This window comes from Cellulosimicrobium sp. JZ28 (assembly GCF_015327065.1).
Lineage (GTDB): Bacteria > Actinomycetota > Actinomycetes > Actinomycetales > Cellulomonadaceae > Cellulosimicrobium > Cellulosimicrobium funkei.
In genome coordinates this window covers 2,150,488-2,173,040 of record NZ_CP017660.1, presented here as the reverse complement: position 1 = coordinate 2,173,040, position 22,553 = coordinate 2,150,488, and the positions used below count along the sequence as shown (strand labels likewise).

Here is a 22,553-nt window from a genome sequence, read left to right as displayed (position 1 = left end):
CCGGCGCCCGCACCGGGTGCTCAGCGGGCGAAGCTGTGCGCGTCGTCGGGGAAGGTCCCGCCGCGCACGTCGGCGGCGTAGTCGGCCGCCGCCTGGCCGAGCGCGGCGCCGATCTCGGCGTAGCGCTTGGCGAACCGGGGCGACCAGTCCGTCATCCCGGCCATGTCCGTCCAGACGAGCACCTGGCCGTCGCACGCGGCCCCCGCGCCGATGCCGATCGTGGGGATGCGCAGGATCTCGGTGACGCGCGCGGCCACCTCGACCGGCACCATCTCGAGCACGACCGCGACGGCGCCCGCCTCGGCCACGGCGAGCGCGTCCTCGCTGAGGCGCTCCGCGGCGTCGTCGCCCCGACCCTGGACGCGCGGGCCGCCGAGCAGGTTCTCGGACTGCGGCGTGAAGCCGAGGTGCCCGACGACGGGGATGCCCGCGTCCGTGAGCGCCTGGATCTGCGCCGCGACGCGGCGCCCGCCCTCGAGCTTGACCGCGCTCACGCCCGTCTCCTTGAGGAACCGGACGCCGGTGGCGAGCGCCTGCTCCGGGCCCGCCTCGTACGAGCCGAACGGCAGGTCCACGACGGTGAACGCGCGGCGCGCGGCGCGCGCGACGGCGCGGGCCGGGGGGATGAGGTCGTCGACCGTGACGGGCAGGGTCGACGCGTGCCCGTGCATCGTGTTGCCGATCGAGTCGCCGACGAGCAGCATGTCGATCCCCGCGTCGTCGAAGATGCGCGCGGTCACCGCGTCGTAGGCGGTGAGCATGGTGATCTTCTCGCCGCGCGTCTTGGCCTCGGCGAGGTGGTGCACGCGGACGCGGCGCGGTCCCGTGCCGCCGGTCGCGGCGGGCTCGGGGGCGGTGTGAGCAGACATGACGGCCTTTCCTGGGTGCGGGAGGGGGCGGACGGCGCGCGGGGTGCCGGCGTCGTCAGGCGAGCGGCTCGCGCCAGCGGTTCGTGATCGGCAGACGGCGGTCGCGGCCGAACGCGAGCGCCGTGACCTTCGGGCCCGGCGGGTACTGGCGGCGCTTCCACTCGGCGCGGTCGACGAGCGTGACGACCTTGTCGACGACCTCGGGGTCGAACCCGCGGGCGAGGAGCTCGGCGCGTCCCTCGGCGTGCTCGATGTAGGCGTCGAGGACCTCGTCGAGCAGGTCGTAGGGCGGCAGCGAGTCCTGGTCGGTCTGGCCGGGGCGCAGCTCCGCCGACGGCGGCTTGGTGATCGACGACTCCGGGATGGGCGGGATCTCGCCGCGGTCGAGCGCGGCGTTGTTGCGCCAGCGCGCGAGCTGCCACACGCGCGACTTGTCGACGTCCTTGAGCGGCGCGAACCCGCCGATGCTGCCCGCGTCGTAGATCGTGGCGTACCCGGTCGCGAGCTCGGACTTGTTGCCCGGCGCGATGACGAGGTGGCCCTCGCGGTTGGAGATCGCCATGAGGATCACGCCGCGCACGCGCGCCTGGAGGTTCTCCTCCGCGACGCCCTCGAGCTCGAGCTCGCCCTGGAACGCCTCGACCATGGGCGCGATCGGCTGGACGCGGTAGTCCGCGCCGAGCCGCTTCGCCAGGTCGGCCGCGTCGTCCTTGCTGTGGTCCGACGAGTACCGCGACGGCATCGACACGCCGACGACGTTCTCGCCCCCGATCGCGTCCGCGGCGACGGCGGCGGTGAGCGCCGAGTCGATGCCGCCCGAGACGCCGAGGACGACCGAGCGGAAGCCGTTCTTGCGCACGTAGCCCGCGAGGCCCGTCACGCACGCCCGGTACACCTCCTCGTCCGGGTGCAGCTCGGGCGCGCGCGGCCCGCGCGGCGAGCCGTCGGCGGGGAGCTCCCAGACGAGCAGGTCCTCCACGAACTGCGGCGACGAGGCGACCACCGTGCCCGCGGCGTCGGTGACGAACGAGCCGCCGTCGAACACGAGGTCGTCCTGGCCGCCCACGAGGTTCACGTACGCGACCGGGGCGCTCACCTCGCGCGCGCGGCGCGCGGCGAGGTCCGTGCGGACGTGCCCCTTGCCCTCCTCGTACGGCGACCCGTTGAGCACGAGCAGCAGGTCGAGCCCGTTGCCCGCCTCGTCGAGCGTCGCCATCTCCGCGACGGGGCCGCCGTCCTGCCAGATGTCCTCGCAGATCGCGATGCCGACGCGGCGCCCCTCGACCTCGACGACCGTCGTCGTCTCGCCGGGCGCGAAGATGCGGAACTCGTCGAACACGCCGTAGTTGGGCAGGTGGTGCTTGTCGTACGCGGCCTGCACGGCGCCGTCGCGCAGCACGACGGCGCGGTTGGTCGGCAGGTCGGCGGGGGAGCCCGAGGCCTCGCGCTCCGCGGCGCCCGCACCGCGCGGCGCGCCCGAGGTGCCCACGGTGCCGAGCACGACGGTGACCGCGCCCAGCCCCTCGGCGTCGAGCCGCGCCGCGATGTCCGCGGCGGCGTCCCACGCCGCGCGCCGGAACGACGCCCGCAGCGCGAGGTCCTCGATCGGGTAGCCGGTGAGGGTCATCTCCGGGAAGGCGACGAGCTGCGCGCCCGCGGCCGCGGCCTCCCGGGTGCGCTCGAGGACCAGGGCGGCGTTGCCGTCGAGGTCCCCCACGCACGTGTCGACCTGTGCCAGCGCGACGCGCAGATCAGCCATGCGTCCACCCTAGACGAGCAGGGCGGACGGCTCGTCCGGGGGCCCGCCCCGCGGCACGACGTCCAGGACACGACCGTGTCACCCGTTCGTCACACGGATCAGGCAGGATGTACCGCATGGACAGGCAGCAGGAGTTCGTGCTCCGCACGGTCGAGGAGCGCGACATCCGCTTCATCCGGCTCTGGTTCACCGACGTGCTCGGCATGCTCAAGTCGGTGGCGATCGCGCCGGCGGAGCTCGAGTCGGCGTTCGCCGAGGGGATCGGGTTCGACGGCAGCTCGATCGAGGGCCTCACGCGCGTGTACGAGGCCGACATGATCGCCAAGCCGGACCCGACCACGTTCCAGGTGCTGCCGTGGCGCGGCGAGCGGCACGGTACCGCCCGCATGTTCTGCGACATCCTCACACCAGACGGCGAGCCGTCCCTCGCGGACAGCCGCAACGTCCTCAAGCGTGCGCTCGCCCGGGCGAGCGACAAGGGGTTCACGTTCTACACGCACCCCGAGGTCGAGTTCTACCTCTTCAACCAGCCGGCCGACGCCGGGTCGCCGCTCGTCCCCGTCGACCAGGGCGGGTACTTCGACCACCTCGCGCGCGGGAGCACGCACGACTTCCGGCGCGCCGCGATCACGATGCTCGAGTCCATGGGCATCTCGGTCGAGTTCTCCCACCACGAGGCCGGGCCGGGGCAGAACGAGATCGACCTGCGCTACGCCGACGCGCTGACGACGGCCGACAACCTCATGACGTTCCGCACGGTCGTCAAGGAGGTCGCGCTCGAGCAGGGCGTGTTCGCGTCGTTCATGCCCAAGCCGATGGCCGACCACCCCGGCTCGGGCATGCACACGCACCTGTCGCTCTTCGAGGGCGACCGCAACGCGTTCCACGAGCCGGGCGCCCAGTTCGAGCTGTCCAAGACGGCGCGCCAGTTCATCGCGGGCCTGCTCGTCCACGCGGCGGAGATCACCGCGATCACGAACCAGTACGTGAACTCGTACAAGCGCCTGTGGGGCGGCGCCGAGGCCCCCAGCTACGTGTGCTGGGGCCACAACAACCGCTCCGCGCTCGTGCGCGTGCCCATGTACAAGCCGGGCAAGGGCAACTCGAGCCGCGTGGAGTACCGCGCGCTGGACTCGGCCACCAACCCGTACCTGGCGTTCGCCGTCATGCTGGCCGCCGGGCTCAAGGGCATCGAGGAGGGCTACGAGCTCCCCGAGGAGACCGAGGACGACGTCTGGGAGCTCACCGACGCGGAGCGTCGTGCGCTCGGCATCAAGCCGCTCCCGCAGTCGCTCGACGAGGCGATCCGCATCATGGAGGGCTCCGAGCTCGTCGCCGAGACCCTGGGCGAGCACGTGTTCGACTTCGTGCTGCGCAACAAGCGCCAGGAGTGGGACGCGTACCGCGCGCAGGTCACGCCGTTCGAGCTGAAGCGGTTCCTCCAGGTCCTGTGAGCGGGTCCACGACGACGTCCGGTCGGTCCGGCGGGTCCCGCCGGCCCACGCTCACGGGTCGGCTCGCGCGGTTCGGCTTCGCCGACATCACGCGCTCGGCCGGCCTGCTCACGGACCCGGACCTGGCGCTGCTGCTCGACCCGGGTGCCCGGTCCGTCGACGGTCCCGAGGCCGGCGCCGCCGACCCGGCGGGCGTCGTCGACGACGAGCTGCTCGCCGCGTTCGGCCAGGCCGCCGACCCGGACCTCGCGCTCCTGCAGGTCGTGCGGCTCGCGGGCGCGCTGCGCCCCGACGTCGAGGCGCGCGGTGCGCTCGCGGACCTCGCGCGCGGCACCCTGCGGCCCGGCCCGGCCCGCGACCGCCTCCTCGCGGTGCTCGGGGCGTCGGTCGCGCTCGGCGACGACGTCGTGCGGCGCCCCGCGCTGCTCGAGGTCGTCGCGGACCCGGCGCCGGGCACCGGGGTGGCCGCGGGCGACGTGCGGGCCGAGCTGCTGCGCGCCGTGGGCGCCGACCCGGACGCCGCCGTCCCGGTCGCGGCCGAGCCGGGGCCCGAGCGGGTCGACGCGCTGCGCCGCGCCTACCGCGAGCGGATCCTGCGCATCGCGGCGACCGACCTCACCGTCACCGACCCCCTGACGCGCATGCCCGCGGTCGGTGCGGCCCTGGCCGACCTCGCCGCCGCCGCGCTCGAGGGTGCGCTCGCCGTCGCGCGCGCGGAGCTCGACGACCACGGTGCGGGGGTGCGACTCGCGGTCATCGGCATGGGCAAGTGCGGGGCGCGCGAGCTCAACTACGTCTCCGACGTCGACGTGATCTACGTCGTCGAGCCCGCCGACGGCTACGACGAGGAGCACGCCACGACCGTGGGGGCGCGCCTCGCGACGAGCCTCGCGCGCGTGTGCTCCGGCACGTCCGGCGAGCCCGCCCTGTGGCAGGTCGACGCCGCGCTGCGCCCCGAGGGCAAGCAGGGCCCGCTCGTGCGCACGCTCGCGAGCCACGTCGCGTACTACGAGCGCTGGGCCAAGACGTGGGAGTTCCAGGCGCTGCTCAAGGCGCGGACCGTCGCGGGCGACCGCGAGCTCGGGCGCGCGTACGAGGAGGCGATCGCCCCGTTCGTGTGGTCGGCAGCGGGCCGCGAGAACTTCGTCGAGGACTCGCAGGCGATGCGCCGCCGCGTCGAGGCGCACGTGCCCGCGGCGGAGGCCGACCGCCAGGTCAAGCTCGGCAAGGGCGGCCTGCGCGACGTCGAGTTCACCGTGCAGCTGCTCCAGCTCGTGCACGGGCGGTCCGACGACTCGATCCGCAGCCGCAGCACCCTCACCGCGCTCGCCGAGCTCGCCGCCGCCGGGTACGTGGGGCGCGAGCACGCGGCCCGGCTCGGCGTCTGCTACCGGTTCCTGCGCTCGCTCGAGCACCGCATCCAGCTCTTCCGGCTCCGGCGCACGCACCTGCTCCCGACGGCCGACGACGAGCTGCGCCGTCTCGCCCGGTCGCTCGGCATGCGGACCGAGGGCTCGGCGGGCCTCACCGAGCGGTGGCGCGCGACGCGGCGCGAGGTGCGCGGCCTGCACGAGGAGATCTTCTACCGGCCGCTCCTGCCGGTCGTCGCGCAGCTCTCGCCGGACGAGGTGAGCCTGGCGCCGGAGGCCGCGAAGGCCCGCTTCGCCGCCATCGGCTACCGCGACCCGGCGGGCGCCATGCGGCACGTCACCGCGCTCATCGAGGGCGTGAGCCGTCGCGCCGCCATCCAGCGTCAGCTCCTGCCTGTGATGCTCGGCTGGTTCGCCGAGGGCGCGGACCCGGACGCCGGGCTGCTCGCGTTCCGCACGCTCTCCGAGACGCTCGGCACGACGCACTGGTACCTCCAGCTCCTGCGCGACTCCGGGTCCGCGGCCCAGCGGCTCGCGCACCTCCTGTCCAACTCGCGCTACATGGCCGACGCGCTGGGCCGGTCGCCCGAGTCCGTGCGCTGGCTCGCGGGCGACGCGGACCTCGTCCCGCGCGGCATCGAGCGCCTCGCATCGGAGACCGACGCGATCCTCACGCGCGCCGACGAGGTCGAGCCGGCCACGGTGAGCCTGCGCGCCGTGCGGCGGCGCGAGCTGGCCCGCACGGGCGCCGCCGAGCTGCTCGGGGTCGTCGACCCGGTCGACGCCGCGCGCAGCATCTCCGACGCGGCGGACGTGGTGCTCGCGGGCGCGCTCCGGGTCGCGGAGTTCGTGGCGCGCGACGAGCTCGGGTACGACGCGCCGGACCCGTCGTCCGCGCCGGCGCGCCTGCTCGTCGTCGCGATGGGGCGCCTGGGCGGCCGCGAGATGGGCTACGGCTCGGACGCCGACGTCATGTTCGTCCACGACCCGGCGCCCGGTGCGGCCGGCGACGCCGCCCAGGCGTACGCGCTCGCCGCGGCGACGCGGCTGCGGCAGCTGCTGTCCGCCGTCGGGCCGGAGCCTGCGCTGCCCGTGGACGCCGACCTGCGGCCCGAGGGGCGCAACGGCCCGCTCGTGCGCTCGCTCGCGTCGTACACCGAGTACTACGAGCGCTGGTCCAGCGTGTGGGAGGCGCAGGCGCTCCTGCGCGCGCGGCCCGTCGCGGGCGACGTCGCCGGGCTCGGCGAGGCGTTCACGCGCGTCGTGGACGCCCGGCGCTACCCGGCCGGGGGCCTCGACCTCGCGCACGTGCGCGAGGTCCGGCGCATCAAGGCCCGGGTCGAGGCGGAGCGGCTCCCGCGCGGGGTCGAGGCGTCGCGGCACCTCAAGCTCGGGCGCGGGGGAGTGTCCGACGTCGAGTGGACGGTCCAGCTCCTCCAGCTCCTGCACGCCCACGAGGTCCCCGCGCTGCGGACCACGTCCACGGTGGACGCGCTCGACGCCGCGGTCGACGTCGGGCTCGTCGACCCCGACGACGCCGCGACCCTCGGCGAGGCGTGGCACCTCGCGTCGCGCCTGCGCAGCGCGCTCGTGCTGTGGTCCGGGCGCACGACGGGCACGACGGTGGACGTGCTGCCGCACGACCGCTTCGCTCTCAACGGCCTCGCGCGCGTGCTCGACCTGCCGGGCGTGGACACGGGAGCCGAGCTGGAGGAGCACTACCTCCGCACGGCCCGCCGGGCCCGCACCGTCATGGAGCGCGTCTTCTACGGCGAGGACTGACCGCGGGCCGCGCGGGGCGGTCAGATCGTGCGCGGGGCGCGCGCGAGGTTGGCCCGCAGCTCGTCGGCGTCCTGGCGCGCGACGTACGCCGGGCGGTCGCGCTCGACGCGCCACGACTCCGCGAGCGGGCTCGTGTCGACGGTGTCGAAGCCGAGCTCGTCGTAGAACCGCTCGACCCACGCGGCGGCCTCGGGGAAGTCGCTCGACGTCGCCAGCGCGCGGCGCCCCGGCGTCCCGGCGGGCGTGCCGTCGGTCGTGATGTGCGCCGACTGGATGTGGTTGAACGCCTTCGCGACCTTGGACGACGGCAGGTGCTCCTGGAGCAGGCCCGACGACGTCGCCTCGCCGCGGTCGAGCGCGTCGACGTGGCCGTCGCGCTCCCAGTAGTAGTTGTTCGTGTCGAGCACGATCTTCCCCGCGAGCGGCTCGACCGGGACGTCGCGGTACGCGTGGAACGGCACCGCCACGACGGCCACGTCGGCGGCCCGCGCCGCCTCCTCCGCGGTCGCCGCGCGCGCCCGCGGACCGAGCTCGGCGACGAGGTCGTCGAGCGTGCGGGGGTCGCGCGAGTTCGCGATGACCACGTCGTACCCCTGCCCGACGGCGGCCCGCGCCACCTGGGAACCGATGTTGCCTGCGCCGATGATCCCGAGAGTCGTCATGGTCATCGACAACGCGTCGGCGGCGTCACTATTCCGCACGGCTCGCCGTCCGGGCCGTTGTGGCATCCTGACGTCCGAGAGGGGGCCCCATGATCGATCCGCTGGTCGCCACCTTCGCGATCCTGGCCCTCGCCGTCGTGGGCTTCATGACGAACCGCCTGCCGCTCGTCGTCGTCGCGCTCTTCGTGCCCGTCGCGCTGTGGGCGACGGGCGTGCTCCCGCTCGACGAGGCGCTGGGCGGCTTCAGCGACCCGATCGTGCTCTTCATCGCGTCGCTCTTCGTGCTCAGCGACGCGCTGGACTCCACCGGCGTCACGGCGTGGATCGGGCAGTGGCTCGAGCGGCGCGCGTCGCTCGGGCGCGCGGGCCTGCTCACGCTCATGGTGGGCGTCGCCGCGCTGCTCGCCGCGGTCATCAGCATCAACGGCGCCGTCGCGGCGCTGCTCCCCGTCGCGGTGGTCGCGGCGGCGCGCGCCGGGATCGTGCCGTCGCGCATGCTCGTCCCGCTCGCGTTCGCCGCCGGCGCGGGGTCTCTGCTCACCCTCACGGGCACGCCCGTGAACATCATCGTCTCCGAGGCGGCGGCCGAGGCCGGCGGCCGCGAGTTCGGCTACTTCGAGTTCGCGCTCGTCGGCGTCCCGCTCGTCCTGGCCACCGCGGTGCTCGTCGTGACCCTCGGCGACCGGCTGCTGCCCGAGCGCGTCCCCGAGCACCTCGCCGACACCGCGACCGACCCGCGCGAGCGCGTGCGCTCGTGGCGCGAGAGCTACACGCCCGACCTCGACACGGGCCGCCTGTTCACCGGCGGCACCGGGGTCGTGGAGGTGGTCATCGCACCCCGCTCGACGCTCGTCGGGCGCACCGTCAGCCCGGGCATGACGACGCGCGACGAAGGGCTCGTCGTGGTCGCCCTCCGGCGGGGCGAGGCGCACGCGTCGGCCTCCGATGCCGAGCGGGCCTCCGGGACGCTGACCCTCCAGCCGGGCGACGCCGTGCTCGTGCGCGGCCCGTGGGACGCGCTCCACCGGTACACGCAGTCGCCCGACGTGCTCGCGGTCGACTCGGCGCGCAGCCTGCAGCGCGGCGTCCCGCTGAGCCGCGGGTGGCGCCGCTGCCTCGCCGTGCTCGTCGTGACCATCGTGCTGCTCGCGACGGGCGTCGTGCCGCCCGTCATCGCCGGTCTGCTCGCCGCGGGCGCCCTGGTGGTCGGCGGGGTGGTCACCGTGCCGCAGGCGTTCCGCGCGATCTCGTGGGACACCGTCGTGCTCATCGCGGCGCTCATCCCGCTGTCCGCGGCGTTCGTCTCGTCCGGGGCGGCGGAGGCGATCGCCGGGCTCGTGCTCCGGCTCACGGGCGACGGGTCGCCGCGCCTCGCGCTGCTCGTGGTGTGCGTGCTCACGCTCGTGCTCGGGCAGTTCATCTCGAACGTCGCGACGGTGCTCGTCATGGCCCCCGTGGCGGTGTCGTTCGCGCAGACGCTCGACGTGAGCGTGCTGCCGTTCATGATGGCGCTCACGGTCGTGGGCGCGGCCGCGTTCCTCACCCCGATCGCGACCCCCGTCAACCTCATGGTGCTGCAGCCCGGCGGGTACCGGTTCGGCGACTACTGGCGCCTCGGCCTGCCGCTCGCCCTGGTCTTCCTCGCGGCCGCGGTCCTCTACGTGCCGCTCGTCTGGCCGTTCTGAGCCGCGGCCCCTGACCGTCCTGCGGTCGCCGTGGCACGACGTCGCAGGTCGTGGCACGGTATACCGCGTCGCGCGGGCACCGGGCCCGCGCCGACGTACCTGACACGGGGGAGTCGTCCATGGCGGAGACCACGAACGGCACGCTCTACGACGCGGTCGTCATCGGGGCGGGCTACTCGGGCCTGGCGATGCTGCACCACCTGCGCGAGATCGGCCTGTCCGTGCTCGTCGTCGACGCCGCGGACGGGATCGGCGGCACCTGGTGGGCCAACCGCTACCCGGGCGTGCGGACCGACTCCGAGTACCTCGCGTACGCGTACTCGTTCTCGCGCGAGGTGCGCGACGAGTGGGACTGGTCCGAGCGCTACCCGCGCGGTGAGGAGATCCGCGCCTACCTCGAGTTCGTCGCCGACCGGCTCGACCTGCGCCGCGACATCCGGCTCAGCGTCGCCGTCGAGCGGGCCGAGCACTCCGACGCGACGAACCTGTGGACCCTCACCCTCGCGGACGGCTCTCGGCTGCGCGCGACGTACGTCGTCTCCGCGACCGGCCTGCTCTCCCGGCCCCTGTACCCGGACCTGCCCGGGCTCGACACGTTCGCGGGGCCGGTCCACCACTCGGCACGCTGGCCGCACGACGGCGTCGACCTGGCGGGCAAGCGCGTGGGCCTGCTCGGGGTCGGTGCCTCGGGGATCCAGATGCTGCCCGAGCTCGCGGCCGTGGCGGAGCACGTCACCGTCTTCCAGCGCACCCCCAACTACGTGCTGGAGACGGCGAGCCCCGCCGTGACGGCCGACGAGCTCGCCGCACTGCGCGCCCGCTACGACGAGGTCTTCGAGCGCGCCGCGCGCCACCCCTTCGGCGTTCCCATGGAGATCCCCACGCGGTCCGCGCTCGAGGTCGACGCCGAGGAGCGCCGCCGGGTGTTCGAGTCCCGCTGGGAGGCGGGCGGCTTCCGGTTCGCCAACGAGTGCTTCACGGACCTCGTGTCCAGCCCCGAGGCGAGCGAGCTCGCGTCCGAGTTCCTGCGCGGCAAGATCCGCGAGGTCGTCGAGGACCCGCAGACGGCCCGCCTGCTCACCCCGACGACGTACCGCTTCATGGGCAAGCGGCCCCCGACGGGCCACGGCTACTACGCGGCGTACAACCGCGAGAACGTCGAGCTCGTCGACGTGCTGACCACGCCGGTCACGCGCGTGACGCCGCGCGGGATCGTCGTGGGGGAGGTCGAGCACGAGCTCGACGTGCTCGTGCTCGCCACCGGATTCGACGCCATGACCGGGGCGCTCACGGCGTTCGACGTCGTCGGGCGGGACGGCGTCACCCTGCGCGAGCGCTGGGAGCGCGACGGTCTGCGCACCTACCTCGGCATCTCCGTCCACGGCTTCCCGAACTTCTTCATGTCCCTCGGTCCGCAGACGCCGCTGTCCAACCTCACGGTGCCGGTCCAGCGCGGCGCGCAGTGGCTCCAGCGCGCGCTCGCGTACGCGCGCGAGCACGGCATCGACCGGCTCGAGGCCACGCCCGAGGCGGAGGAGTGGTGGCGCGCCGAGACGGAGCGCGCGGCCCGCGCGACCGTCATGTACGAGGAGGGCAAGAAGGCGGGCGCCTGGTTCGTGGGCGGGAACGTGCCCGGCAAGCGCGAGGAGATCGCCGTGTACCTCGGTGGCGGGCACGTCTACCAGGACGAGTGCGCCCGCGCCGCGGCCGAGCACTACGCCGGGTTCCGCCCTGGTGCGGGGCTGCCGTCGTCCCACGTCGTGCGGTCCGTGCCTGACCCGGAGCCTGTGCCCGACGTCGGTTCGGCGTCCGGGGCCGAGGACACGCCGCTGGCCGCCGGGGTCGGCGGCTGACCGGCGGGTGCGGTGCGCCCCCTGCGTGCACCGCACCCGCCGATCACGCCGCCGGACGTGCTGCGGCCGACCGGCCGCCCACGCCGCGGTCCGGACCGCTCAGCAGGTCAGTCCCGAGCCCGGGGCGACGCCCAGCACCTCGGTGATCCGCACGTAGCGGTCCACGCGCGACTGCACCGACGCCGGGTTGCCGCCGCCGCACTCGAGCGCCCCGTTGAGCGAGTTGATCGTCTGGCCGAAGCCGGCGCCGGACACCATCGCCTGGTGCGACGTCATCACGCCGGGCCCGTTCTGGGTGTTCCAGTACCAGAGCGCGGTCTGCCACGCGACGGACGGGTCCTCCTCGACGAGCCACGGGTCGTTGAGGAGGTCGATGCCCAGGGCGTCGCCGGCGGCCTTGTAGTTGAAGTTCCAGCTGAACATGATCGGCCCGCGCCCGTAGTAGGCCGTCTGGCCTGCCGGGCAGCCGAACGGCTGCTCGTCGTCGCACTTGATCCAGTAGTTCGCCTCGTTGATCTCCTTCACGTACCGGAGCCCGACCGACTCGAAGTCCGCGTGCGTGAGGAACGCCGCGGCCTCGCGCGTCCGCGTCTCGGGCGTCCCCGTGCTGGCGAACGCCGGGTACGCGCCCAGCGCGTCGACGAACCCGTCGTACGTGTAGAACGGGTGCCGCTTCGGGAAGATCGCGTCGAACTCCGCGCGGCTCACCACGAAGTCGTCCCCGCCGCCCGTGCACCGGCCCGCGTCCACCCAGACGCTCGTCGACCCCGGCGTCTCGCGCTGGGTCCACCACCGCGCCGTCCAGTTCCGCCCGTGGTGCGACGCCGTCTTCCCGGCCGAGTACGCGGTCGTCGGTGACCACGTCGCGGCGCACGCGGCGGCGCTCGCCGCCTGGTCGGCGCTCGCGGGGGAGAGGCCCGTTCCCGCGACCGCCGGGGCCGTGACGGACACGGCGAGGACCGCCGAGGTGAGGACGGAGACGACGGTGGTGAGGGCGCGCCGGAAGCGAGTGCTCATGAATCCCCCTGCTGTTGCGGGCGGCATCGTTACCGCCGCTCGCAAACCTAGCGCGAGGGTGCGACGGCGACAAGGGCATGCTCGTCGCACCACGCGGAACGGCGCCCGGCCGGCACCGAAGAGGTGCAGGACGGACGCCGTTCCGCTGTCATCCTGGGCAGGGCCGCGAGGCCCTCCGATCAGATGTCGTAGTAGAGCTCGAACTCGTGCGGGTGCGGGCGCAGCCGGATCGGGTCGATCTCGTTGGCACGCTTGTAGTCGATCCACGTCTGGATGAGGTCCGGCGTGAACACGTCGCCCTGCGTGAGGAACTCGTGGTCGGCCTCGAGGTTGTCCAGCGCCTCGGAGAGCGAGCCGGGGACCTGCTGGATCTGCGCGTGCTCCTCGGGCGGCAGCTCGTACAGGTCCTTGTCGATCGGCTCCGGCGGCTCGATGCGGTTCTTGATGCCGTCGATGCCGGCGAGGAGCTGCGCGGCGAACGCGAGGTACGGGTTGGCCGACGGGTCCGGCACGCGGAACTCGACGCGCTTCGCGGCGGCGGACGAGCCGGTCACCGGGATGCGGATGCAGGCGGAGCGGTTGCGGGCCGAGTAGACCAGGTTGACCGGGGCCTCGTAGCCGGGGACCAGGCGGTGGTAGGAGTTCACCGACGGGTTGGTGAACGCGAGCAGCGACGGCGCGTGCTTGAGCAGGCCGCCGATGTACCAGCGCGCGAGGTCGGAGAGACCGCCGTAGCCCTTCTCGTCGAAGAACAGCGGCTTGCCGTCCTTCCACAGGGACTGGTGCGAGTGCATGCCCGAGCCGTTGTCGCCGAAGATCGGCTTCGGCATGAACGTGACGGACTTGCCGGCCTCGAACGCCTCGTTGCGGATGACGTACTTGAACTTCATCAGGTCGTCGGCCGCGTGCAGCAGCGTGTTGAAGCGGTAGTTGATCTCCTGCTGGCCTGCGGTGCCCACCTCGTGGTGCGCGCGCTCGACCTCGAGGCCGACCTTCTCCAGCGTCGCGCACATCTCGTCGCGCAGGTCCGCGAAGCGGTCGGACGGGGAGACGGGGAAGTAGCCGCCCTTGTAGCGCGTCTTGTACGCGAGGTTGCCACCCTCCTCCTCGCGGCCCGTGTTCCACGCCGCCTCGACGGAGTCGAGGTAGTAGAAGCTCGAGTGCTGGTTCGTCGCGAAGCGCGCCTCGTCGAAGAGGTAGAACTCGGCCTCGGGCGCGAAGAACGCCGTGTCGGCGATGCCGGTGGAGCGCAGGTACGCCTCGGCCTTGGCCGCGATGTTGCGGGGGTCGCGCGAGTACGGCTCGCCCGTGAACGGGTCGACGATGGAGAAGTTCACGACGAGCGTCTTGCGCTTGCGGTACGGGTCCACGAACGCGGTCTTGACGTCCGGCACGAGCTTCATGTCCGACTCGTGGATCGCCTGGAAGCCGCGGATCGACGACCCGTCGAACATCAGGCCGTCCTCGAACGCCGACTCGTCGAACTGCGAGACGGGGATGTTGAAGTGCTGCATGATGCCGGGCAGGTCGCAGAACCGGACGTCGACGAACTCGACGCCTTCGTTCCGCGTGAAGGCGATTGCCTCCTCCGCGTTGTTGAACATCCGTTGCTCCTTGATCGGGTGATGCCGTCGGGCTGCGCGGCGGACGAGCCGCTGACGTGGCGCCCACGAACCTAGGCCGGGGCGGTTTCCCTGCGGTGTACCCCTTGTTTCGGTCGTGTTACGTCCCGCGTCCCCGTGTGACGATCGTGCGACACGAGGGCGCGCGGCAGCCGACGTGGGGTCGGTGTGCCGTTCGGCACGATACCGCCGTCCGACCGCCGGCGGGCGGTCCCGTCCACCGCGTGGCACGTACGCTGGTCCCGTGGTTTCACGCGAGGACATGGGTTCGTGGCTCGAGGGCGCCCCGGGCGGTCAGCACAGCGGTCGCGGTGCGCGGCTGGGACTCCCGCCGGACGGCCCCGGCTCCCTCGCGACGCTCGGGCGGCGCGTCGTCGCGCTGGTCATCGACTGGGTCCTCGCGACCCTGGTCGCGTTCCTCTTCTTCCGGCCCGCCGCCCCGGGGTTCTTCGAGGGCATCTCGGCGCTGCCCGTCTGGTCGCAGCCGCTGGTCTTCGCGATCGAGAACGTGCTGCTCGTGAGCACGCTCGGGTTCACCGTCGGCCACCGCGTCATGGGGATCCGCGTCCGGCGTCTCGCCGAGCCGGCCCGCATGGTCGGCCTCGGCCGCGGCGTGCTGCGCACGGTCCTGCTGTGCCTCGTCATCCCGGCGGTCGTGTGGGACGCCGACGGCCGCGGCCTGCACGACCGCGCCGCGGGCACGGTCCTCGTCCGCTCCTGACCCCGGGCGGCCGGGCGGCCGGGCGGCCGGATCCCCACCCCACGCACGACGACGCCCGGCCGGCAGAGGGAAGATCCTCGCCGACCGGGCGTCGGTCGTGGTGCAGGGGGTGCGCGTCAGCGCCCCTTGAGGCCCTTGCGGTCCGGGCGGGCCCGGGTCGGGTCGATCCCCTTGGGGATCGGCAGGCGCGAGACGCCGAGCGCGCGCAGGCGCTTGGAGACCTCCGCCGTCTCGGGCTTCGTGAGGGTCGGCTTGAGCTTCTGGACCGCGCGGGGGAGCTTGGGCAGCGCCACCTGGTCCTCGCCGTCGCCGACCTGGATCGTGGTGACCGGCACGTTCGGCAGCACGCGCGCGACGCGCTTGCGCTCGGCGTCGAGCAGACGCTTGGCGCGGTGCGGCGGGCCCTCGCTCACGAGCACGACGCCCGCGCGCCCGACGCCGCGGAACACGAGGTCCTGCGTGCGGGGGTCGATCGCGACGGGCTCCTCGTCGAACGTCCACCCGCGGCGGATCGTGCCGAGCGCGGCGCGCGCGGCGCCGGGCTGACCCTCGATCTGCTGGTAGGCGGCGCGCTCGGCGCGACGCGTGAGGACGAACATCGCGCCCAGCGCCGCGAACGGGATGCCGACGATGAGCGTGTAGACCCACTGGCCCCACCACAGGCCGATGCCCAGCGCGACGGCGAGGATGCCGACGAACACGCCGAGCATGACCCACGTGACCGCCGGGTCCTGCTTGCGGGTCATCTGGTAGGCGGCCCACACCTGGTGGTACCAGCGCTGCTTCTTGGGCTTCTTCTGCTTCGCGACCTGCTCGCCGGCGGCGGGCGCGCCGGTGCTGTCCGAGTTCTTGCGGGCCATGCCGGTCAGTCTAGTGGGGCGAGCGGGCCAGCAGGCTCGCGGCCTCCTGACGGGACGTCGTCGGCTCGGCGAGGTGCGCGAGCGCGGCGGGGATCTCCATGCCGCGGCGCGTCATGGCCTGGCCCCACAGCCGCCCGGCGCGGTACGACGACCGCACGAGCGGGCCGGACATGACGCCGAGGAAGCCGATCTCCTCCGCGGCGTCCGACAGCTCGACGAACTCCTCGGGCTTGACCCAGCGGTCCACCGGGTGGTGCCGCAGCGACGGGCGCAGGTACTGCGTGATCGTCACGAGGTCGCAGCCGGCGTCGTGCAGGTCCTGCAGCGCCTCCTTCGCCTCGTCGATCGTCTCGCCCATGCCGAGGATGATGTTCGACTTGGTGACGAGCCCCGCCTCGCGCGCCCGCGTGAGCACGGACAGCGAGCGCTCGTACCGGAATCCGGGACGGATCTGCTTGAAGATGCGCGGGACCGTCTCGAGGTTGTGCGCGAGCACCTCCGGTCGCGAGTCGTTCACCTCGTCGAGCAGCTCGGGGATCGCGTTGAAGTCCGGGATGAGCAGCTCGACGCCCGTGCCGGGGTTGAGCGCGTGGATCTGGCGGACGGTCTCTGCGTAGAGCCAGGCACCGCCGTCGGGCAGGTCGTCGCGCGCGACGCCCGTGATGGTCGAGTAGCGCAGGCCCATCGCCTGGACGGACTCCGCGACGCGGCGCGGCTCGTCCGCGTCGAAGTCGGCCGGCTTGCCCGTGTCGATCTGGCAGAAGTCGCACCGGCGCGTGCACTGGTCACCGCCGATGAGGAAGGTCGCCTCGCGGTCCTCCCAGCACTCGAAGATGTTGGGACAGCCCGCCTCCTCGCAGACCGTGTGCAGACCCTCGCGCTTCACGAGCCCCTTGAGCTCGGAGTACTCCGGGCCCATGGTCGCGCGGGTCTTGATCCACTCGGGCTTCTTCTCGATCGGCGTCGCGGCGTTGCGGGCCTCGACCCGCAGCATGCGCCGTCCTTCAGGTGCGATCGTCACGGGTGTCTCCCGGTCGTCGTGGCGAGTGAGCGCCGACGTCGCGCCGAGCAAGCGGGCGGGCGGCGCACCGTTCGGGTGCGCGCCCTGGTACGGCGCCGGACTCCGGTCAGACTACGCGCTCGCGCTCGTCGTCTCCCGCGCGTCGCTCACCCTGTGGACGTGCCGTCAACGACACCCCGGTCACCACGAGCAGGACCGCCGCGACGACCGGCAGCGCGAACGCGCTCGACGTCGACACGGTGTCGGCGAGCGCGCCGCCCCCGGACGCGCCGATCGCGACGCCGACGACGTTCGCGCTGGCCACGAGCGTCATGGCCGACGCCGTCCGCCCGGCCGGCGCGCGCTCGCCCGCGACGGTGAACACGGTGACCATGACGGGCCCGACGAACAGGCCGGTCGCTGCGACGGCGACGACGACGGCGGTCAGCGAGCCGCCCGCGGCCGCGAGCACGAGACCGGCCGTGCCGACCAGGAGCCCGGCCGCGAACGTGATCCAGCGGCTGCGCAGCCCCCAGCGGCGGGGGAGGGCGACCACGGAGAGCGCGGTGATCGCGGAGCCGACGCCCATGACGGCGTACACGAGCCCCGCGCTGCCGGGCACGCCCGCGTCGCGCGTGAGCGCGGTGAGCGCGGCCTGGGTCCCGCCGAACAGCAGCCCCATGGCGAGCATCCCGACGAGGACGACCGCCTCGCGACGCACCAGCGCGGCCGTCCCGCCGTCCGCCGCGCCGGCCGTCGTGGCGTGCGGGCCGGGGCCGTGCGGCGCGGTCGCGCGCGCCGTCGGGTGGAGCGCGAACGCGGCGCCGAACACGGCGATGCCGCCGGCCGCGGCGAGCACCGCGACCTGGGGCGAGCCCGCCGACGCGAGGACGCCCACGAGGGCGGGCCCCAGGACGAAGCTCACCTCGTCGGCCGTGCTCTCGTAGCTCATCGCGGCCTCGACGGTGCGCGGCTCGTCGGCCGCGAGACGCAGCCAGCGCACGCGGGCCAGCGGACCGACCTGGGGAGCGCTCGCGCCGGTCGCCGCCGCGGCGAGCAGCACCGCGGCCGTGGCGCCGGGCGCTGACGCCGAGAGGACGAGCGCCAGCACGGCGACGGTCGCGACCGGCACGCACACGAGCAGGACCCGGCGTTGGCCGACGCGGTCGGCGAGCGCGCCCTGGGTCGGGCCGCCGAGTGCCGTCCCGAGCGCCGTCGCGGCGGAGGCGAGGCCGCCGAGCGCGACCGACGACGTCGTCGACGACACGAGCAGCAACGTCCCGATGGTCAGCATGGAGAACGGCAGGCGCGCGAGGAACGCGACGGGGAGGAACGCGCGGCCCGCGAGCTGGGGGAGCCGGGCGTAGCTCGTGCGGACGGGAGCGCCGCCGGGCGGGGGAGGTGCGGGGGTACGGGGGCGCGACGTCGCGCGCGCGGGGGTGGTGGTCATGCGGTCCAGGTCCTCGGGGTACGTCCTACCGCGCGCCGACCCACCCGTACTCCGGCGCGCGAGGATTCCCTGGAGCCTCCAGCCTATCCCGCGAGCGCGGCCGGTGGGGCGTCCGGAGCGTCGGCTGCGAGCAGCGGGCCGAGCGCCGTCCCGAGCGCGTCGACGAGGAGCGGCGAGACCTCGGCGAGCGTGACCTCGCGGCCGAGCTCCGCCGTGAGCGACGTCACGTCGGCGTCCTCGATGCCGCACGGGACGATCCGCTCGAACCTCGACAGGTCGGGCACGCAGTTCAGCGCGAGGCCGTGCATCGTCACGCCGCGCGCGACCCGCACGCCGATCGCGCAGACCTTGCGCTCGCGACGGGACGCGTCGGCCGCGACCCAGACCCCGCTGCGGCCCTCGACGCGCATCGTCGCGAGCCCGAGGCGGGTGCAGACCGCCATGACGGCCTCCTCGAGCGCCCGGACGTACGCGACGACGTCCACGGGCTCGGCGAGCCGGACGATCGGGTAGATGACCTGCTGGCCGGGGCCGTGCCAGGTGATCTTCCCGCCGCGGTCGACGTCCACGACCGGGGTGCCGTCGTCGGGCCGGTCGGAGCGGTTCGTGCGCCGTCCGGCCGTGTAGACGTCGGGGTGCTCGACGAGGATGAGGGTGTCCGGCCGGTTGCCCGCCACGACGTCGTCGTGCACCGCGCGCTGCAGGTCCCAGGCCTCGTGGTAGTCCGTGATCCCCGGCAGCGCGAGCAGGTCCATCGGGTCAGGCTAACGCTCGTCGCCCGGTGTGCGGGGGAGGGTCTCGAGAAGCGTGAGGAGCGCCGCGCGCAGGGCGGCGATCTGCTCGTCGTCGAGGCCGCGCGTCGCGAGGTCCTCCGCGGGGCGGCGGCGAGCCGCCGCGAGCCCGGCCGCGCGCCCGGCGTCGGTGATGGCCACGGCCCGACGGCGACGGTCGGTGGGGTCGCCGGTGCGCGTCACGTAGCCGGCCCGCTCGAGCCGCGCGACGATCCGGCTCATGGTCTGCTCCGTGACGCCCGACTCGTCCGCGAGGACGCGCTGGGACCGCGGTCCGGACAGCAGGTGCATGAGCACGGGGAAACCGGCGTGGTTGAGGTCCCACTGCCCGAGGTGGGCGTTCCACTCCCGTTCGATCCGGCGCGCGACGGCGAAGAGGAGCCTGCCGGTGGCCCACTCCTGGGGATCGCTGGGGGCGGGGTCGCCGACGTCCGGGTCGACGTGCGGCCCGGTGCGGTCCCTCGGTGCAAGCTCCAACGTGCATTCCTCCCTCCACCATGGCACCATTCCTCAGCATGCTGAGCAATCGGACGGGCGGGTTCCTCCGCGGACTGATCATTGTCGCAGTCATCGGTCTCTGGATGGCCATCGGCGCACTGGGTGGTCAGGCGCAGGGTCGTCTGAGCAGCGTGCAGACCAACGACGCCGCGGCGTTCCTGCCCGCGAGTGCCGAGTCGACGCGCGCCGCCGAGGTCGCGCAGGAGTTCACCGACGCCGAGACGCTGCCCGCGCTCGTCGTCGCGACGACTGGTGAGGGGAGCGCGCTCACTCCCGACGACCTCACGGCGCTCGACGCCTACGCGCAAGCCGTCCCCGCCGCACCGCTCGAGGGGACCTCGGGCGACGAGCCCGCGACCGTGGGCGACGTCTCGATCGCCGACCCGGTCCTCGTGCCGTCCGAGGACGGGGAGGCCGCGCTCGTCGTCGTCTCGCTCGACGCGTCCGTCGCGTCCGACCGCATCGGGGCGGACGAGAGCAGCGTGAGCGAGCTCGCCGTCGGCGCGCTGCGTGACCTCGCCGCCGCGGACGCGGCCGACGGCGGCCTCGCCGGCACGTCGCTCGACGTGTGGGTCACCGGCCCCGCCGGGTTCGTCGCCGACCTCGTCACGGCCTTCGGCGGGATCGACACCGTGCTGCTGCTCGTCGCGCTCGGGGCGGTGCTCGTCATCCTCGCGGTCGTCTACCGCTCGCCGATCCTGCCGTTCATCGTCATCCTCACGGCCGTGCTCGCGCTGACGCTCGCCGGTCTCGTCGTCTACGAGCTCGCGGCGGCGGACGTCCTGACGCTCAACGGGCAGTCCCAGGGCATCCTCTCGATCCTCGTCGTCGGGGCCGCGGTCGACTACTCGTTGCTCGTGGTGGCCCGCTACCGCGAGGAGCTGCGCCTCGTGCGGTCGACGGCGACGGCGCTGCGCCGTGCCGTGCGGGCCTCGGTCGAGCCGATCGCGGCGAGCGCCGGCACCGTCATCGCGGGTCTGCTCTGCCTGCTCCTGTCCGACCTGTCGTCCAACCGCAGCCTCGGCCCCGTCGCGGCGATCGGCATCGCCGCGGCGTTCGTCGCCGCGCTCACGCTCCTGCCGGCGCTCCTGCTCGTCGCGGGGCAGCGGTCCCGCGCGCTGTTCTGGCCGCGCATGCCGCGGTACGACGCCGACCACGCGGCCCACGAGGCCGCCGTCGCCCAGGCGTCGCCCGAGGGCGAGAACAGCGTGAGCATCGAGGGGCACGGCGTGTGGTCGCGCGTCGCGAGCTTCGTCGGCCGCCACGACCGGCGCGTGTGGATCGTCACGGCGCTCGTCCTGGCCGCGTGCGCGGCGTTCGTGCCGACGCTCGACGCCGAGGGGACCGGCGACTCGGAGGTCTTCCTCGCGGACGTCGACTCCGTCGCGGGCGAGGAGGCGCTCACCGCGCACTTCGAGGGCGTGTCCGCGCAGCCGGCGACCGTCATCGCGCCCGAGGCGGACCTCGACGCGGTCGTCACGGCGGCCGAGGGCACGGACGGCGTCGCCGCGGCGACGCCCGTCACCGACCAGCCCGCCGTCGCTCCCGGGGCGCCCGCGCAGGGTGACCCGCTCGTCGTCGACGGGCAGGTGCGCGTCGACGTCACGACCGAGGCGCCGTCCGACAGCCAGGAGGCCGTGGAGACGGTCTCGGCGCTGCGCGACGCCGTGCACGAGGTCTCGCCCGAGGCCGTCGTCGGCGGTGCCGCGGCCGAGCGCCTGGACACCCAGCTCGCGGGGCAGCGCGACCTGCGGGTCATCGTGCCCGTCGTGCTGGTCGTGATCCTGCTGATCCTCGTCCTGCTGCTGCGGTCCGTGCTCGCGCCCGTGCTGCTCATGCTCGCGAACGTGCTGTCGTTCGGGGCCGCCCTCGGCGTCGCCGCGATCGTCTTCAACCACGTGCTCGACTTCCCCGGCGCGGACCCGGCCGTCCCGCTCTACGCGTTCTGCTTCCTCGTCGCGCTGGGTGTGGACTACTCGATCTTCCTCATGACCCGGGTGCGCGAGGAGAGCCTGCGCGTCGGCACACGGCGCGGCGTGCTGCGCGGGCTCGCGGTCACGGGGTCGGTCATCACGTCCGCGGGCGTCGTGCTCGCGGCCACGTTCGCCGCGCTCGGGATCATCCCGCTGCTCTTCCTCGCCCAGCTCGCGTTCATCGTCGCGTTCGGCGTCCTCGTCGACACCCTCGTGGTGCGGTCGCTCCTCGTGCCCGCCCTCGTGCACGACGTCGGCCGTCGCGCCTGGTGGCCGAGCGCCCTCGGGCGTCTGGACCGCGGACCGGGGGAGCCGGCTCAGCCCGCCGGGAGCGGCTCGGCGGGGCAGTCCGCCAGCACGCGCGCCATCGCCTCCGACTCCGACGGCGTGACCGAGAGCTCGTAGGCCGCCTTCACGGCGATCTGCCGGGCGACGTACGGACACCGGAACGCGTGGTTCGGGGGCAGCCACGCCGACGCGTCGCGCGCGCCCTTCGACTGGTTCGCCGGGCCGTCGGACGCGAGCAGGTTGAGGGGGTCGTTCGCGAACTGCCGACGCGTCTCGTCGTCCCAGGCGCGAGCGCCCTTGCGCCACGCGTCGAGCAGCGGCACGACGTGGTCGATCTGGACCGCCGCGCTCGTCGCGTTGCCGCGGCGGAAGTCGATCGTCTCGCCCGTGTACGGGTCGTCGAAGGTCCCGGTGCGGACCTCGCAGACGTCGCCGCGCGTCGAGAAGGTCAGGTCCGTGAGGTCGCGCGCGAGGATGTCGTTGCGGGTGTCGCACCCGTTGCCGTCGACGTCGGCCCACGCCGGGCCGAACAGCGCGCGCTCGTAGCCGGTGTCCGGCCCGGGGCCCTTGACCTCGAGGCCCGCGAGGGCCTCGAGCGCGCTCCCGGCGACCGGCTCCGGGTCGGTGTCCGCCGCGACGGACCGCTGGTTGATGACGTTCGCGACGACGATCGCGATCGCCAGGGCGATGAGGACGTAGCGCAGGACGCTCCGACGAGGGACCTGGCGGCTCGTGGTGCTCAAGGGACGACCTTCCCGAAACCGAATCTCGGCCCGACCCCCGCGAGACGGTACGCAGCGCTCCATATCGGACCAACGCGCACATTCTGCCAGGTCGCCCGGAGTGCTCCGGCCCGCGCCCGACGTGCCCCGTGCACCCCCGGGCGTCCGGCCACGACG

17 protein-coding genes are annotated in these 22,553 nt (G+C 73.9%); 6 read left to right on the top strand and 11 right to left on the bottom strand.

Translation table 11 applies throughout. The features are described from left to right. Positions 1-20: 20 nt before the first annotated feature. Together panB and BJP59_RS09965 are read right to left on the bottom strand one after the other, a co-directional pair. Positions 21-869 carry a 3-methyl-2-oxobutanoate hydroxymethyltransferase gene (panB, locus tag BJP59_RS09970; protein ID WP_034653916.1) on the bottom strand — a complete coding sequence of 283 codons (849 nt, stop codon included), beginning with the start codon at positions 867-869 and terminating at the stop codon, positions 21-23. Positions 870-924: 55 nt separating this feature from the next. Then, positions 925-2,628, bottom strand: coding sequence for an NAD+ synthase (locus tag BJP59_RS09965; RefSeq protein WP_194522860.1), 1,704 nt, complete (start codon positions 2,626-2,628; stop codon positions 925-927). Between the two features lie 116 nt (positions 2,629-2,744). Between BJP59_RS09965 and glnA (BJP59_RS09960) the strand changes: the two genes are divergently transcribed. Both glnA (BJP59_RS09960) and BJP59_RS09955 read left to right on the top strand, forming a co-directional pair. Beyond that, positions 2,745-4,082: a type I glutamate--ammonia ligase gene (gene glnA / locus BJP59_RS09960; protein WP_021483141.1), complete on the top strand. Its 1,338-nt coding sequence runs from the start codon at positions 2,745-2,747 to the stop codon at positions 4,080-4,082. After that, a complete protein-coding gene (locus BJP59_RS09955) occupies positions 4,079-7,234 on the top strand; it encodes a bifunctional [glutamine synthetase] adenylyltransferase/[glutamine synthetase]-adenylyl-L-tyrosine phosphorylase (protein ID WP_194522859.1) in 3,156 nt (1,051 codons plus the stop codon). Before glnA (BJP59_RS09960) ends, BJP59_RS09955 begins: the two co-directional genes overlap by 4 nt. Positions 7,235-7,254: 20 nt before the next feature. Here the strand turns inward: BJP59_RS09955 and BJP59_RS09950 are convergent, their stop codons facing one another. Then, a complete protein-coding gene (locus tag BJP59_RS09950) occupies positions 7,255-7,962 on the bottom strand; it encodes an NADPH-dependent F420 reductase (protein WP_137281137.1) in 708 nt (235 codons plus the stop codon). Between the two features lie 23 nt (positions 7,963-7,985). On the opposite strand from BJP59_RS09950, the gene BJP59_RS09945 reads away from it, so the two are divergent. Together BJP59_RS09945 and BJP59_RS09940 are read left to right on the top strand one after the other, a co-directional pair. Continuing rightward, on the top strand, positions 7,986-9,581 hold the full coding sequence (locus BJP59_RS09945; protein ID WP_228485379.1) for an SLC13 family permease: 1,596 nt from the start codon (positions 7,986-7,988) through the stop codon (positions 9,579-9,581). Positions 9,582-9,700: 119 nt separating this feature from the next. After that, positions 9,701-11,434 carry a flavin-containing monooxygenase gene (locus BJP59_RS09940; RefSeq protein WP_194522858.1) on the top strand — a complete coding sequence of 578 codons (1,734 nt, stop codon included), beginning with the start codon at positions 9,701-9,703 and terminating at the stop codon, positions 11,432-11,434. 99 nt (positions 11,435-11,533) lie between these two features. On the opposite strand, the gene BJP59_RS09935 is transcribed toward BJP59_RS09940, so the two are convergent. Together BJP59_RS09935 and glnA (BJP59_RS09930) are read right to left on the bottom strand one after the other, a co-directional pair. Continuing rightward, positions 11,534-12,451, bottom strand: coding sequence for a glycoside hydrolase family 19 protein (locus BJP59_RS09935; RefSeq protein WP_194522857.1), 918 nt, complete (start codon positions 12,449-12,451; stop codon positions 11,534-11,536). A 179-nt stretch (positions 12,452-12,630) separates the two neighbouring features. Beyond that, positions 12,631-14,055, bottom strand: coding sequence for a type I glutamate--ammonia ligase (glnA, locus tag BJP59_RS09930; RefSeq protein WP_061269191.1), 1,425 nt, complete (start codon positions 14,053-14,055; stop codon positions 12,631-12,633). 262 nt (positions 14,056-14,317) lie between these two features. Here glnA (BJP59_RS09930) and BJP59_RS09925 point away from each other — a divergent pair, with 262 nt between their 5' ends. Then, the gene (locus BJP59_RS09925; protein ID WP_031315289.1) at positions 14,318-14,794 is read left to right on the top strand and encodes an RDD family protein; all 477 of its coding nucleotides are present in this window, start codon (positions 14,318-14,320) and stop codon (positions 14,792-14,794) included. A gap of 116 nt (positions 14,795-14,910) precedes the next feature. On the opposite strand, the gene BJP59_RS09920 is transcribed toward BJP59_RS09925, so the two are convergent. The 5 genes from BJP59_RS09920 to BJP59_RS09900 all read right to left on the bottom strand — a co-directional run bounded on the left by BJP59_RS09920 (position 14,911) and on the right by BJP59_RS09900 (position 19,372). Next, positions 14,911-15,654 (bottom strand): DUF4191 domain-containing protein, encoded by a 744-nt coding sequence (locus BJP59_RS09920; RefSeq protein ID WP_021480396.1) that lies wholly within the window; start codon positions 15,652-15,654, stop codon positions 14,911-14,913. 10 nt (positions 15,655-15,664) lie between these two features. Beyond that, positions 15,665-16,675 (bottom strand): lipoyl synthase, encoded by a 1,011-nt coding sequence (gene lipA, locus BJP59_RS09915; protein WP_163186892.1) that lies wholly within the window; start codon positions 16,673-16,675, stop codon positions 15,665-15,667. A gap of 106 nt (positions 16,676-16,781) precedes the next feature. Then, complete coding sequence (locus BJP59_RS09910; RefSeq protein ID WP_194522856.1) at positions 16,782-18,104, bottom strand: MFS transporter; 1,323 nt, start codon at positions 18,102-18,104, stop codon at positions 16,782-16,784. Between the two features lie 83 nt (positions 18,105-18,187). Next, positions 18,188-18,859, bottom strand: a complete 672-nt coding sequence (gene lipB / locus BJP59_RS09905; RefSeq protein ID WP_194522855.1) for a lipoyl(octanoyl) transferase LipB — start codon at positions 18,857-18,859, stop codon at positions 18,188-18,190. Between the two features lie 9 nt (positions 18,860-18,868). After that, a complete protein-coding gene (locus BJP59_RS09900) occupies positions 18,869-19,372 on the bottom strand; it encodes a MarR family winged helix-turn-helix transcriptional regulator (protein WP_228485378.1) in 504 nt (167 codons plus the stop codon). 20 nt (positions 19,373-19,392) lie between these two features. On the opposite strand from BJP59_RS09900, the gene BJP59_RS09895 reads away from it, so the two are divergent. Continuing rightward, positions 19,393-21,771, top strand: coding sequence for an MMPL family transporter (locus BJP59_RS09895; RefSeq protein ID WP_194522853.1), 2,379 nt, complete (start codon positions 19,393-19,395; stop codon positions 21,769-21,771). Here BJP59_RS09895 and BJP59_RS09890 read toward each other — a convergent pair. After that, entirely contained in the window at positions 21,684-22,397 is a 714-nt protein-coding gene (locus BJP59_RS09890; RefSeq protein WP_034654648.1) for an HNH endonuclease family protein, read from the bottom strand. The genes BJP59_RS09895 and BJP59_RS09890 overlap by 88 nt on opposite strands. Between the last annotated feature and the right edge of the window lie 156 nt (positions 22,398-22,553).

Coding starts and splice junctions, on each gene's coding strand:
- panB (WP_034653916.1), bottom strand. CDS start 869: ATGTCTGCTCACACCGCCCCCGAGCCCGCCGCGACCGGCGGCACGGGA.
- BJP59_RS09965 (WP_194522860.1), bottom strand. CDS start 2,628: ATGGCTGATCTGCGCGTCGCGCTGGCACAGGTCGACACGTGCGTGGGG.
- glnA (WP_021483141.1), top strand. CDS start 2,745: ATGGACAGGCAGCAGGAGTTCGTGCTCCGCACGGTCGAGGAGCGCGAC.
- BJP59_RS09950 (WP_137281137.1), bottom strand. CDS start 7,962: ATGCCACAACGGCCCGGACGGCGAGCCGTGCGGAATAGTGACGCCGCC.
- BJP59_RS09945 (WP_228485379.1), top strand. CDS start 7,986: ATGATCGATCCGCTGGTCGCCACCTTCGCGATCCTGGCCCTCGCCGTC.
- BJP59_RS09940 (WP_194522858.1), top strand. CDS start 9,701: ATGGCGGAGACCACGAACGGCACGCTCTACGACGCGGTCGTCATCGGG.
- BJP59_RS09935 (WP_194522857.1), bottom strand. CDS start 12,451: ATGAGCACTCGCTTCCGGCGCGCCCTCACCACCGTCGTCTCCGTCCTC.
- glnA (WP_061269191.1), bottom strand. CDS start 14,055: ATGTTCAACAACGCGGAGGAGGCAATCGCCTTCACGCGGAACGAAGGC.
- BJP59_RS09920 (WP_021480396.1), bottom strand. CDS start 15,654: ATGGCCCGCAAGAACTCGGACAGCACCGGCGCGCCCGCCGCCGGCGAG.
- BJP59_RS09910 (WP_194522856.1), bottom strand. CDS start 18,104: ATGACCACCACCCCCGCGCGCGCGACGTCGCGCCCCCGTACCCCCGCA.
- lipB (WP_194522855.1), bottom strand. CDS start 18,859: ATGGACCTGCTCGCGCTGCCGGGGATCACGGACTACCACGAGGCCTGG.
- BJP59_RS09895 (WP_194522853.1), top strand. CDS start 19,393: ATGGCACCATTCCTCAGCATGCTGAGCAATCGGACGGGCGGGTTCCTC.